Raw genomic sequence first — 11,821 nt, forward strand, 5'->3', positions numbered from 1 at the left:
GGCGCCCACGTCATCCCCGGCCGCTCAGTCCTGCGTCTGCAGCTCCCAGCTGGCGTGCTGGACGTCGTGGCGCTTGTCCAGATGGGCGATGATGCTGTCGAGCTCCGCATCCAGCGCGGCGGTGGAGACGAGGCGGGCGCGCAGCTCGATCCGGTCGTCGGGGCGCTCGATCGTCTCGATCTCGGCGACCGGATAGCGCATCAGTTCCAGGTGATCGGTCAGCAGGTCGCGCAGCCGGTCGACCTCGGCAGGGACCGTGGTGAGGGTGACGAAATAGGTCGCCTCCACCTGTCCGCCCGCGAGCGGCACCCGGTTGATCGCGTTGACCACCGGCCGCAGCAGCGTGTTGCCGGCGATGACGAACACCGCGAGCGTCGCCGCCTCGGCCGCCATGTCGCTGCCCGCACAGGCCCCCACCGCCGCCGAGCACCACAAGGTCGCCGCAGTGTTGAGCCCGCGGACGTTCATGCCCTCCTTCATGATCACGCCCGCGCCGAGAAAGCCGATGCCGGAGACGACATAGGAGATCACCCGCACCGCCTCGAGATCGCCGGCGATGCGCTGGGCCAGATCGACGAACGCCGCCGAGCCGAGCGCGACCAGCGCATTGGTGCGCAGTCCCGAGGTGCGCTGGCGGAACTGCCGCTCCGCCCCGATCGCGGCGCCGAGGATCAGCGCCAGCGCGTAGCTGAGCAGCGTGTCGCAATAGGCGGCGAGGTGGAAGGTGTGGAGGAACTTCTTGGCTGCGGCTCTAGGACGGTTTCGTTGCGCTACGATGGCGCCCAAGCGGACCGCGACAAGTGCGTTGCGGGCGCGGCATGAAAGGCATAGTTTCGGCATACTGGGGGGTACGTTATATGATCACGTCTAACCTGCTGCCGTTCCTCTTCCTCGGCGCGGCCGATTGCCATCCGGTGTCCGGTGCCGATCGCCTTTGGGCGCCGACCACGCGATATGTCGTCGTCGGCGAGGTGCATGGGACCAACGAGACGCCGGACGCGCTCGCCAACCTTGCCTGCCTGGCAGCCGAGAGCGGACGGCCGGTCACCGTCGCATTGGAATATGATGCGGACACCCAGCCCGTGATCGATGCCTGGCTGCAATCGGATGGGTCCGCGGCGGCCCGCACGGCACTGCTCGCCATGCCGTTCTGGCATCGCGATTTTCAGGATGGCCGAAGCAGCGTCGCATTTCTGCGGCTGTTCGAGCAACTGCGCCGGCTGAAGCAGGCTGGCCGGATCCAGGCTGTGGTCGCTTCGGACGCGCCCGACGTCGCCGACGGCAAGAGCCGCGATGCCGGGATGGCGGAGGCGTGGCAGCATGCGATGCCCGCGCCGAACAGCCTGGTGCTCGCGCTGGTCGGGAACCTGCATGCGATGCGCCAGAAGCGCGAAGGGTTCGACCTCGTGCCCGCTGCGTCCTTTTTGCCCCGCGACCAGACCGTCACGATCAACGCGGTTGGTGACGGCGGCGAGGTGTGGACCTGCCAGCAGGACGGGTGCGGCAAGCACGGCTCCGGCGCGACGCTCGGCGTGCCGGAAGGGATGGTGACCGTGTCCGATCCCGCCGAGTCGTGGGACGTGCAATATAACCTGGGCCGCCCGACTACCGCTTCCGTCCCGGCGGTTCCCTAGCGAGGCGGCTGACACCGGCGGTGTTCCCGCGCTAGGCTGGGCCATGGACGTTCTGTTGCTGCCCCATCCGACGACACCGCCGCGCTCTATCGTGTCCGTTGCCTGCACCCTGCGGCGCGACGGTGCCGCGCTGGACCTGCGCTATGCGATCGCAGGTGCGCCGGGCGCGCTGCTGCTCGCTCCGGGCGCGGAGCAGGAGCGCACCGACGGGTTGTGGCGAACGACCTGCATGGAGCTCTTCGTCGGGGGCGCAGACGAGGCGTATCGCGAGTATAATTTCTCGCCGTCCGGCGCATGGGCGGCCTATGCCTTCGCGGCGCGGCGGACGGGAATGGCGGCGCTTCCAATGGGCACGCCGCCGCGAATAGACGCTCGCCAGGGCGAGGGTGCGACGCTCGTCTCCGTCCAGCTGCCGGACGTCGGCTCCGGTCCGCTCCGCCTCGGCATCACCGCGGTGATCGAGGAGACGGACGGTACCAAATCCTATTGGGCGCTGCGCCATGGCGGGGATGCGCCGGATTTCCACGATCCCGATTGCTTTGTCGCCCAACTGCCGCCAGCAGACTGACATGCTTTTCGGAATCGATCGTGTCCTCGCCGACCCTGATCTTCGCGCGCCCCTGCAGGGCAAGCGCGTGGCGCTGCTCGCCCATCCTGCCTCGGTCACGGCGGATTTGACTCACAGCCTCGACGCGCTGGTGGCAGCGGGCGTGAACATCTCGGCGGTGTTCGGCCCCCAGCACGGCGTGCGCGGCGACCTGCAGGACAATATGATGGAGTCCCCGGACTTCACCGATCCGCAGTACGGCGTCCCGGTGTTCAGCCTGTACGGCGAGGTCCGCCGGCCGACCGACGCGTCGATGGACACGTTCGACGTGATGCTGGTCGACCTGCAGGATGTCGGCTGCCGCATCTACACCTTCGTGACGACGCTGCTCTATGTGCTCGAAGCGGCCGCCAGGCACGGCAAGACGGTGTGGGTGCTCGATCGCCCCAATCCCGCCGGCCGCCCGGTCGAGGGGCTGACGCTGCTGCCGGGCTGGGAAAGCTTCGTCGGCGCCGGGCCGATGCCGATGCGCCACGGCATGACGCTGGGCGAGCTCGGCCACTGGTTCATCGCGCATTACGGCCTCGACGTGGAGTATTGCGTGATCGCGATGCAGGGCTGGCAGCCGGACGCTGCACCCGGCTTCGGCTGGTCCGCCGAGCGCCCCTGGATCAACCCGAGCCCCAATGCCGCCAACGTCAACATGGCGCGGGCCTATGCCGGCACGGTGATGCTCGAAGGGACGACGCTCTCCGAGGGACGCGGCACCACGCGCCCGCTGGAACTGTTCGGCGCACCCGACATCGATGCGCGGGCGGTGATCGCCGAGATGCAGCGCCTCGCCCCGGAATGGCTCGCCGGCTGCACCCTGCGCGACATGTGGTTCCAGCCGACCTTCCACAAGCATGTCGGCCAGCTCTGCGCGGGGGTGTTCCTCCACGCCGAGGGACCCACCTATGACCATCAGGTCTTCCGCCCGTGGCGGGTGCAGGCGCTGGCGTTCAAGGCGATCCGCGCGCTCTACCCGGCGTATGATCTCTGGCGCGATTTCCCGTACGAGTATGTGTTCGACAAGCTGGCGATCGACGTGATCAACGGCGGCCCGGGCCTGCGGGAATGGGTCGACGATGCCGCCGCCACCCCGGCCGATCTCGACGCGCGGACCCTGCCCGACGAGGCGGCCTGGATCGCGGCACGCCAGCCGCACCTGCTCTACTGATGGAGGGCTCGATGGTGGCACCCGAACGCGCGCTCTGCGGCCTGATCTTCGCGGTGGAGGAGGCGCAGGATCGCCCCGGCACGCTGGTCGCCAGCCTGCCGTTCGGCGGCATGACGCTGCTCGAATATCAGATCCGCCTGCTCGCCGGCGTCGGCGCCGAACAGGTGCTGGTCGCGGTCGGCAAGGTAACGCCGCAGTTTCTCGGCGCGATCGAGCGGGCGGGGCGCGGGCGGCTCAAGGTCGACATCGTTCGCTCGGCCGAGGAAGCCGCCGAGAAGGTGCTGCGCGACGCCGATGTGCTGGTGCTGGCTGATGGTCTCGTCACCATCGATCCGGTGATGGAGCGGATGGCTGCCGAACCCCATGCCGCGCTGCTGGTGACCGACGATTCCGAATCCCCCGCCGCGATCGAGCGGCTCGACATGCGGCATTGCTGGGCCGGAATCGCGCGGATCGAGACGCGGCACCTCGCGCACATCGCCAACATGCCGGAGGATTACGACTTCCAGTCGGCCCTGCTGCGGGTCGCGGCACAATCGGGCGCGCTGCAGGTGCCGCTGGCGCCCGGCTGGGCGCGCGCCGGCCATGCCGTGGAGCGGAGCGGCGAGGGGCTCGCGGCCCGCAACGACGCGGTGCTGGTGGCGCTTAGCGACCGCCGCACGCTCTGGGCCGATCGCTGGGTGTTCAGCCGCGCCGCCCGGCTCGTGCTGCCGCAGATGATGGCGCGCAACATCCCCGACTGGGCACCGCTCGCGCTCGGCGGGGTGGTGTCGGTCGCATCGCTGCTCACCGTGCTGGCGGGTTGGGAAGGAATCGGCGCGCTGGTGGCGCTGCTCGCGACGCTGGCCTTCGCGACCGCCGCCTCGCACGCGGCGCTGCGGGGCGAGGAACCGCGCGCGCGGCAGATCGAAGTCGCGATCCTCGGCCTGTTCGTGCTGCTGCTGGCAGCGGGCGGCTGGCGCGAGTTCCGCGCGATCGGCAATGCGACCCCGCTGCTGCTCGCCGCGGGTGGCGTCGGGCTGCAGCTGCTCGCCGAGCGCGTGCCGGTGCCACGTCGGCGCTGGTGGGCGAATGCGGCCGCGCAGATGCTCGTCTTCACCCCCTTCGCGCTGGTCGGCCATGCGACATTGGGGCTGGCGGCGGTGACGGTCTATGCCTTCGCGACGCTGACCGGGGCGATCGAAAGCCTGCGCGGCAAGTCTTAGCCTCCGATTAAGCTCGCGCCGCTATGTACCTGATACATGGCGCAGGGCGCTCCCGAACCGCGTGGTGGCCCGGCCATCGACGCCCAGGATCTGCTGGCGCGCGCAGCGGCAGCGGCGGCGCACGAGCGCGCGCTGGGCGAAGCGACCGCCCGCGACCTCGCCATCCCCGAAAGCCTGCGGCTCGACGAGCGGACCCGCACCGCGATGCTGATCGCGCTCGAACAGATTATCGGCGCCATCGAAGCCGGCCTGCGCCGCGCGGTAGTGCCGGAGGGCTTTCCCGGCATCGGCCCGACGCTGCCGCTGCTCCACGCCGCCGGGCTGGCCGCGGACCGGGCGCTCGTCGACGAGCTGCTCGCCCGCATCCGCATCGACCAGCTCGCGGCGGGCCTGCCCCACCGCGCGGCCGAGCATCCGGCGCGCCCCAGCCTGCTCGGCCGCCTTGCCGAACACCCGGCGCCCGAACTGTCGGACGCCGCCCGGGCGCTGCTGCTCGCCGAGAGCCGGGCGCGGAGTCCTGAAGCGGGACGTTGGAGGTTGCCGTTAACCTTGCACCACCGGCTGCTTTGGTGGGTTGCATCCGCGATGCGCGAGCAAGCGGGATCTTTGGCGGGCGTGGCACTGGACGAGGCGCTCTGCGCCGCGGTCGCGGCCGAATGCGCGCTGGCCGAGTGCTGTGCCGAGGAACAGGTGGAGGCGGTGGCGCTCCGCCTCGCCGCCGCGATCGCCCCCGAGCCGCGCGAACGCGCCCGCGTGCTGCTGGAGGCCCTGCGCGACCGGCATCTGGCGTTGTTCCTCGCAGTGCTGGCGCAAGCGGCGGGCATCGCCTTTGCCGATGCGCGCGCGCTGCTGCTCGATCCCGGTGCCGAGCGGCTGGTGCTGGTGCTGCATGCGCTCGATCTGCCGCGCGAGGCCATCGCCGAACTCTGCTTTCTGCTGAGCGACGCCGATCCGCGTCGAGACCTCGCCGCGCTGGCGGATGCGATCGACATGCTGGCGGTGCTCGACGTCGCCAAGGCGCGCGAACTGCTCGCCGAACTGCGGCTGCCGCCCGACTATCGCGCGGCCCGTGCCGCGCTGTGTGGGGTCCGCGCGCGGTGATCGCGATCCCGTCGCTCGATCCGGTGGTGCCGCTGGCGGTGGCGCGGCTGGATGCCAGCGGGCGGCTGATCGATGCCGAGCCCCGGCTGCGCGCGCTCAACGATCGCGCCGGCGGGGGGATCGGGGAGCCTCTTGCCTTGCCGGGCGTAGCCGCGATCGCGCAGCTTGCCCATCGGCTCGGCATCGCCATCTCCCGCAGCGTCGTCGCGGCGGACGGCGAGGAGGAGATCGACCTCTGGGTCCGCGCCGGGCCGGATCGCGGGGGCGTGCGGCTGGAGGTCAGCGGCTGGCGGACGCGCCCGGCCTGGCGCCCGGCCGGCGATCCCGCGCGCGACGGCGATTTCCTCAGCGCCGCGGGCGACTGGCTGTGGGAGACCGACGGCGCGCTGCGGTTGACCTTCCTCTCGCCCGAGGCGGGGCAGCGCCACGGCTTCGACATCCGCGACATGCTCGGCCAGCCGCTTACCCGGCTGTTTGCCTTGGCGCAGGACGATGCCGGGCAGTTGCCGATTCTCTCGGCGGTCTCCGCCCAGGCACGGTTCGACGGCCAGCGGGCCGAGCTGCGCGGGACCGGGCACATGGTGCGGCTCGCCGCAACGCCCCGGCATGATCCGCTGGGCCGTTTCGCCGGGTTCATCGGCGCGGCGCGGGTGCTGGACGGCGAGGGCGCCGATTTGCCGCGGCCCGTCCCGCCGGTCGCCGGGAGCGGTTTCCCGCGCGCCTTAGGCAAGCGGTTGGAGCGGGCGCTGCGCGGGCCGCTGGCGCGGATCATCGCCAATGCCGATGCGATCGGCGCGCAGGGGGAGGGGCCGATCCGCGGGGATTATGCGGGCTATGCCGGGGATATCGCCAGCGCTGGGCGGCACCTGCTGGCGCTGGTAGAGGACCTGGTCGACCTGCAGGCGATCGAGCGCGAGGACTTCGCGACGATGCGGTCGACGATCGACCTGGCCGATGTGTCGCGCCGCGCGGCCGGGCTGTTGGCAATGCGGGCGGGCGAGGCGGGCGTCCGCATCGATCGCCCCGGACCCGATGCGGTGCTGCGGGTGCGCGGCGAGTTCCGCCGGGCGCTGCAGGTGCTGGTCAATCTGATCGGCAATGCACTGCGCTACAGCCCGCGCGGCGCGGCGGTGTGGATCCGGCTCGAAAGCGAGGGCGGGATGGGCTGCGTGATCGTTGCCGATCAGGGCAAGGGCATCGCGCTCGACGACCAGGCACGCATCTTCGAGAAGTTCGCCCGGGTCGATCCTTCCGAGCCGGGCGGCAGTGGGCTTGGACTTTACATCGCGCGGCGGCTCGCCCGGGCAATGGGCGGCGATTTGATCGTCGACAGCGCGCCCAGCATGGGCGCGCGCTTCGTGCTGATGCTGCCGCTGGTCGAAGATCCGGAGCGCCCGCCTCCTCCTGCGGGCGCTCCCTGAGCCGTCAGCGGCGGCGGCAGACTTCGACCCGGCGGCCATGGTGCCATTCGTCGAAGCAGACGGTGCGGCTGCGATAGCCATAGCCGCCGCGGTCCCAACCCGGACGCCCGCGATCCCAGCCATAGTGACGGCCGCGATCCCAGCCGCGATGGCGCTCCCAGCGGTCGTGGCGATCATGGCGATCCCAGCGGCGCTCATGATGGTCGCGGTAGCGCCAGTCCTGCGCCTGGGCGGCAGTGGCGCCGGCCAGACCGGTGGCGACGAAGCCAGCGGCGGCGATCCATTGAACCAGTTTCATCGGGGTGTCCTTTCTCGTTTCGATGCAGAAGGACTAAGCGAGTCGAGGCGTCCCAAGCCTGAACTGGTTTGTAGGCGGCGGTTCATCTTCGCATCATACCCGACGCGTCGCTGCGGTGCGGCAATTCGGCAACAGCGGGTTACCTCTGTAAATTGCAGTACTGTGCAGTACGATTTTAGCTTGACCTTACGGCGCGCAGGCGTAGAGGGGTGCGCATAACGAAACGACCCGCGCGCCACATGGACAGCGTGGGTTCAGGGAGCCGGCATATACCGGTAGTTCTCGCGGCGGAACGATGGGGGGATCCCCGGCAATTTCGGCACGGGGTCAAGGTGGAACATATTGTGCGGAAAGGCCGGCGAGGCCTGTTGGTCTCGCCTGGGGAAGGCCTGCATCCGCCGCGTATAGGGAGTGCAGGCGATGGCGTATCTCGATCTTTCCGGCTTCGACCGTCAGCCTGTCACGACGCAGGCTGCTGCCGCGCTGACCCCACTGGAATGGCAGGTCGTCGCGATCGCCCAGCGCGATCGGCTGTCCTCGCTGCAGACGCCGAGCCGCTGGTCGCGTTTCCTCGCCATCTTCTTCGGCGGTGACCGGGCGAGCCCGCGGCTGGCCGATTCGAAGCTTGAGGCGCTGCGCCGCATCGCCGTGCTCGCCTGGCACAAGGGCTATGCCCTGCCGAAGCAGGAAATCGCTGCCTTCCACGCCTCGGGCTATTCGCTCGAGCATCTCGAGCTGCTGCTCGCCCGGGTGAGCCAGGGCCGTTCGGCCCTCAACGAGGGGCGCGCCCGCTAAGCGCGGACGCGCCATTTTCCCCGCTTATTGCTGCTTCTTTTCCTGGTTCTCGCTGTCGGCGTTGCGATCGATGCGCGATGTCATGCCGGTGGCGGCTGCGTCCGACTCGGTCTGCTCGCGGTCGCTGAACGGCGCGGGCTTCTCGGTCGGGGTCGCTTCGGGGACCGGCGCGGCGTTGACCGGCTCGGCGGCGGCGGGCTCCTGGGTCGAGACGTTCACATCGGCCGGGGTCTCCGGCACGGTGATCTCGGTGACGTTGGCGTCGGGCGCGCTCGGGGCCTCGTCCTTGCTCCCGCAAGCGGCGAGGGTGAGGCCGGCGCCGGCCAGGATCGCGAAAGTGCGCAGCTTCATCAGGTTTTCCTTGGCGTTCGGGTTCAGGAGGCGGTGGCGACGCTGACCGCCGCACGCGATTCGATCTTTTCGGCGAGCAGCTTGTCCCAGCTATAGGGATCGTCGCGGAAGTTCATCGTGCCGTCGCCGCTCGCGAACGCGGTCCAGTAGAGCAGATAGACCGCGACCTGGTCGGCATCGGCAAGGCGGACCCGCACCGTCTTGGTGCCTTCCAGCTGCGCGGCGATCGCGTCGGGTTGCCAGTTCGGATCGTTCTTCAGCAGCAGCTCGGCGAGCGGACCGGGCTTTTCCAGGCGGACGCAGCCATGGCTGTCCAGCCGGCTATAGCTGTTGAAGCCCGACTGGACCGGCGTGTCGTGCAGGTACACGGCATAGGGATTGTCGAAGTCGAACTTGTAGCGGCCGAGCGCGCTGCGCGGACCCGATTCCTGCTGCAGGCGGCGATCCGGCCCGGTGCCGATCACGCGGTAGCCATGCGCCTTCAGATAGCCCTCGCCCTTGGGCCACAGCTCCTTCGCCGCGATGCCGCTCGGCACGTTCCAGGGCGGGTTGAGCACGATCGAGTGGATTCGCGACTGGAGCATCGGCGTCTCGTTGCCCGGGCGCCCGGTGACCGCCTTCATCGAGGCGATCGGGCTGTCGCCGTCGAACACGGTCATCACCGCGGCGGCGATGTTCACCTGGATGCGCTTCGCCGGCAGAGTCTGCGGCAGCCAGCGCCAGCGCTCCATGTTCGCCATGATCTGGCGAACGCGCGCCTCGACCGGGACGTTGAGCGCGGCAAGCGTGCCGGTGGAGACGACGCCGGTCGGGCGCAGGCCGTAGCGGCGCTGGGCGCGGAGTACGGCGTCCTGCAGGTCCTGGTCGAACACGTCGCCGCTGGTGGAAACCTGCTTGTCCTCCACCGCGAGCCGCTTGCGCAGCGCCTTCACCCGCGCGCCGCTGGCGCCCTTGCCGAGATCGGGCCCGGGCGCGAGCTTGGGCCAGCCGCCCGAGGTGAGGATCGCGCGATAGGCCACGAGACCCTTTTCCAGCCCGTCATAGCCGGCATAAGGCGGCGGCAGCGAGCGGATCCAGGCGGCGAGGCGATCGCGCTTCACTGCATCGGCAAAGCCGGGGGCGGGGTCGAATGGGGCGGGGCGCAGGCCCCAATCGTTGATGAAGTCGCTCGAATCGAGCCGACCCGAATGGACCGCACGGGCATAATCCAGCGCGGCGCGGGCCATGCCGTCGCTGTCATTGGGCAGGGTGACCGTGCTCGTCATGCGCCGCAGGCCCTGCGACAGGCCGGCATCGGTGAGCAGCTGGCGCAGTTCCGCGATCTGCTTGGTGCTCAGCGTCGGCAGCGGCGTCGCCGCGACCAGCGGCGCGGGGGCCAGCGGAGTCGGCTGCACCTGGGGCGGCGCGAGGGCAGGGCGCGGCGTCTGCACCGCCGGGGTCTGGCCCTGCGGCGCGCGCGGGGTCTGCGCCTGTGGTGCGCGCGTCGGCGCCGGTCGCGGTGTCTGCGCGCGCGCCGGGGCTTGGCTCTGCACCTGGCTCACGGGTGTAGGGGACGGCTGCGCCACGGGACTGGGGCTCGGCTTGGGCTTCGGAATAAGCCGGAACTGGGCCATGGCCGGAGAGGCGATCGCGCTCGCCAGCGCCACTATTGCTACCCCCTTCGTCAGCACCAACTTCGTTCCCACCGGCTTCTTCACTTCGTCCACGCGCAATACTCCACTCGCCGCGTCGTTTATCAACGCATCGGCCTATAGGCGATGCCCGTACGAACATGCGAGAAGGAAAACCCATCCCCCGCTCAGCTTGACTTTTGCCAACGTTGTCGGGAAGCGTCGCGCCCACACGCCACCAGGGCAGGAGAGGGATCGCTTGGCCACCGCACGTTCGACGCACACCACGCTGGCATTCGCCGCGGTAACAACGCTGTTCTTCGCCTGGGGGTTCATCACCTCGCTGGTCGATCCGCTCGTCGCGGCGGTGAAGGGCATCTTCACGCTCACCAATCTGCAGGCGCAGGCGAGCGCCTTCGCCTTCTTCTTCGCCTATTTCGTGGTCTCGCTGCCGGCGGCCGCGCTGGTCTCGCGCCTCAAGGCGGTGCCGTCGATCCTGCTGGCACTGTGCACGATGGCAGTCGCCTGCCTCATCATGCTGACCGCAGCCAACCTCGCCAATTACTGGCTGGTGCTGCTCGGCCTGTTCGTGCTGGCGAGCGGCATCACCGTGCTCCAGGTCGCCGCCAACCCGCTGGCGGCGGCGCTCGGCGATCCGCAGCGCAGCCATTTCCGGCTGGTGCTGAGCCAGACCTTCAACTCCTTCGGCACCTTCCTCGGCCCGCTGCTCGGCGCACACCTGTTCCTCAAGGGCGTCGGTGAAGTCGGGCGCCGTCGTCGATCCAGCGGTTCGCGCCGAGGCGCTGGCGGGCATCGACATCGCCTATCTGTGGATCTGCGGGCTGATCCTCGCGCTCGCGGTGTTCTTCTTTCTCAGCCGCCGCGTCGTCAGCGATGCCGCGCCCGCGCACAAGGGCACTTCGGGCCTGTTCGACGCCTTCTCGTCGCGCTGGGCGCTGTTCGGCGCGCTCGGCATCTTCCTCTATGTCGGCGCCGAAGTGTCGATCGGCACGCAGATGGCGCTGTTCCTCAACGACAACAGCATCTGGGGCCAGTCCGATGCGCCGTTCGGGGTGCCGATCCTCGGCACGCTGATGGGCAGCGACGGCGTTCACGGCGTTTCGCTGCAGGAGGCCGGCAAGGCCGTCGCCTTCTACTGGGGCGGGGCAATGGTCGGCCGCGCGCTCGGCTCGCTGCTGCTCACCCGCGTCCGCGCCGACAAGCTGCTCGCGCTGTTCACCGTGATCGCGGCGGCGATGTGCCTCTATGTCGTCGGGGTCGGCGGCGTCACCGCGGGCTTCGTCGCGCTGTCGATCGGCCTGTTCAACTCGATCATGTTCCCCGTGATCTTCACGCTCACCCTTGAGCGTTCGGGCGCCAGCGAGGAGGCGACCTCGGGCCTGCTCTGCACCGCGATCGTCGGCGGCGCGCTGCTGCCGCTGCTGGTCGGCAAGGTGGCGGATCTGCACGGCTATGCCTTCGCGCTGATCGTGCCGGCGCTCTGCTACGTGGTGCTGTGCGGCTTCGCGATCGCCGCGGGCCGCGCCAAGCCGGTGCGCGCCGGCGGCGGCGCTTCGCTGCACTGATCTGAAGGCCGAGCGGGGTTTGACGCTCCTTGAGCGTTGCGCCACGCTCGGCCG

12 protein-coding genes and 1 pseudogene are annotated in these 11,821 nt (G+C 69.9%); 9 read left to right on the forward strand and 4 right to left on the reverse strand.

Annotation, left to right across the window (positions count from 1 at the left end; all coding sequences use genetic code 11):
• Positions 1 to 24: 24 nt before the first annotated feature.
• A complete protein-coding gene (locus ABIC35_RS17530) occupies positions 25 to 786 on the reverse strand; it encodes an MgtC/SapB family protein (RefSeq protein WP_354278535.1) in 762 nt (253 codons plus the stop codon).
• A gap of 71 nt (positions 787 to 857) precedes the next feature.
• On the opposite strand from ABIC35_RS17530, the gene ABIC35_RS17535 reads away from it, so the two are divergent.
• The 6 genes from ABIC35_RS17535 to ABIC35_RS17560 are packed head-to-tail and all read left to right on the forward strand — an operon-like array spanning position 858 to position 7,127.
• Positions 858 to 1,634, forward strand: coding sequence for a hypothetical protein (locus ABIC35_RS17535; protein WP_121076682.1), 777 nt, complete (start codon positions 858 to 860; stop codon positions 1,632 to 1,634).
• A 43-nt stretch (positions 1,635 to 1,677) separates the two neighbouring features.
• On the forward strand, positions 1,678 to 2,202 hold the full coding sequence (locus tag ABIC35_RS17540; protein ID WP_121076684.1) for a DOMON-like domain-containing protein: 525 nt from the start codon (positions 1,678 to 1,680) through the stop codon (positions 2,200 to 2,202).
• Position 2,203: 1 nt separating this feature from the next.
• Positions 2,204 to 3,400, forward strand: coding sequence for an exo-beta-N-acetylmuramidase NamZ family protein (locus tag ABIC35_RS17545; protein ID WP_121076686.1), 1,197 nt, complete (start codon positions 2,204 to 2,206; stop codon positions 3,398 to 3,400).
• 11 nt (positions 3,401 to 3,411) lie between these two features.
• Positions 3,412 to 4,605: a hypothetical protein gene (locus ABIC35_RS17550; RefSeq protein WP_121079339.1), complete on the forward strand. Its 1,194-nt coding sequence runs from the start codon at positions 3,412 to 3,414 to the stop codon at positions 4,603 to 4,605.
• Between the two features lie 36 nt (positions 4,606 to 4,641).
• Complete coding sequence (locus tag ABIC35_RS17555; RefSeq protein WP_121076688.1) at positions 4,642 to 5,706, forward strand: DUF2336 domain-containing protein; 1,065 nt, start codon at positions 4,642 to 4,644, stop codon at positions 5,704 to 5,706.
• A complete protein-coding gene (locus ABIC35_RS17560) occupies positions 5,703 to 7,127 on the forward strand; it encodes a PAS domain-containing sensor histidine kinase (protein ID WP_121079341.1) in 1,425 nt (474 codons plus the stop codon). The genes ABIC35_RS17555 and ABIC35_RS17560 overlap by 4 nt, the downstream gene beginning before the upstream one ends.
• Before the next feature lie 4 nt (positions 7,128 to 7,131).
• Here the strand turns inward: ABIC35_RS17560 and ABIC35_RS17565 are convergent, their stop codons facing one another.
• A complete protein-coding gene (locus ABIC35_RS17565) occupies positions 7,132 to 7,425 on the reverse strand; it encodes a hypothetical protein (protein ID WP_121076690.1) in 294 nt (97 codons plus the stop codon).
• A gap of 420 nt (positions 7,426 to 7,845) precedes the next feature.
• Here ABIC35_RS17565 and ABIC35_RS17570 point away from each other — a divergent pair, with 420 nt between their 5' ends.
• Positions 7,846 to 8,220 (forward strand): hypothetical protein, encoded by a 375-nt coding sequence (locus tag ABIC35_RS17570; RefSeq protein ID WP_121076691.1) that lies wholly within the window; start codon positions 7,846 to 7,848, stop codon positions 8,218 to 8,220.
• 24 nt (positions 8,221 to 8,244) lie between these two features.
• Here the strand turns inward: ABIC35_RS17570 and ABIC35_RS17575 are convergent, their stop codons facing one another.
• On the reverse strand, positions 8,245 to 8,571 hold the full coding sequence (locus ABIC35_RS17575; protein WP_121076693.1) for a hypothetical protein: 327 nt from the start codon (positions 8,569 to 8,571) through the stop codon (positions 8,245 to 8,247).
• A 23-nt stretch (positions 8,572 to 8,594) separates the two neighbouring features.
• Positions 8,595 to 10,184 (reverse strand): L,D-transpeptidase family protein, encoded by a 1,590-nt coding sequence (locus ABIC35_RS17580; RefSeq protein ID WP_436286788.1) that lies wholly within the window; start codon positions 10,182 to 10,184, stop codon positions 8,595 to 8,597.
• Here ABIC35_RS17580 and ABIC35_RS17585 point away from each other — a divergent pair.
• Positions 10,183 to 10,866, forward strand: a pseudogene (locus ABIC35_RS17585) (hypothetical protein); the annotation flags it as partial. The gene ABIC35_RS17580 and the pseudogene ABIC35_RS17585 overlap by 2 nt on opposite strands.
• Positions 10,867 to 10,939: 73 nt before the next feature.
• Entirely contained in the window at positions 10,940 to 11,767 is an 828-nt protein-coding gene (locus ABIC35_RS17590) for a hypothetical protein (RefSeq protein ID WP_354278536.1), read from the forward strand.
• Positions 11,768 to 11,821 lie beyond the last annotated feature (54 nt).

The sequence above is a fragment of the Sphingomonas trueperi genome (assembly GCF_040545965.1).
Lineage (GTDB): Bacteria > Pseudomonadota > Alphaproteobacteria > Sphingomonadales > Sphingomonadaceae > Sphingomonas > Sphingomonas trueperi_C.

What these genes read in the sequence shown, in the direction of transcription:
- ABIC35_RS17535 (WP_121076682.1), top strand. Translation starts at nt 858, where the DNA reads ATGATCACGTCTAACCTGCTGCCGTTCCTCTTCCTCGGCGCGGCCGAT.
- ABIC35_RS17540 (WP_121076684.1), top strand. Translation starts at nt 1,678, where the DNA reads ATGGACGTTCTGTTGCTGCCCCATCCGACGACACCGCCGCGCTCTATC.
- ABIC35_RS17545 (WP_121076686.1), top strand. Translation starts at nt 2,204, where the DNA reads ATGCTTTTCGGAATCGATCGTGTCCTCGCCGACCCTGATCTTCGCGCG.
- ABIC35_RS17550 (WP_121079339.1), top strand. Translation starts at nt 3,412, where the DNA reads ATGGTGGCACCCGAACGCGCGCTCTGCGGCCTGATCTTCGCGGTGGAG.
- ABIC35_RS17555 (WP_121076688.1), top strand. Translation starts at nt 4,642, where the DNA reads ATGGCGCAGGGCGCTCCCGAACCGCGTGGTGGCCCGGCCATCGACGCC.
- ABIC35_RS17565 (WP_121076690.1), bottom strand. Translation starts at nt 7,425, where the DNA reads ATGAAACTGGTTCAATGGATCGCCGCCGCTGGCTTCGTCGCCACCGGT.
- ABIC35_RS17570 (WP_121076691.1), top strand. Translation starts at nt 7,846, where the DNA reads ATGGCGTATCTCGATCTTTCCGGCTTCGACCGTCAGCCTGTCACGACG.
- ABIC35_RS17575 (WP_121076693.1), bottom strand. Translation starts at nt 8,571, where the DNA reads ATGAAGCTGCGCACTTTCGCGATCCTGGCCGGCGCCGGCCTCACCCTC.
- ABIC35_RS17580 (WP_436286788.1), bottom strand. Translation starts at nt 10,184, where the DNA reads ATGGCCCAGTTCCGGCTTATTCCGAAGCCCAAGCCGAGCCCCAGTCCC.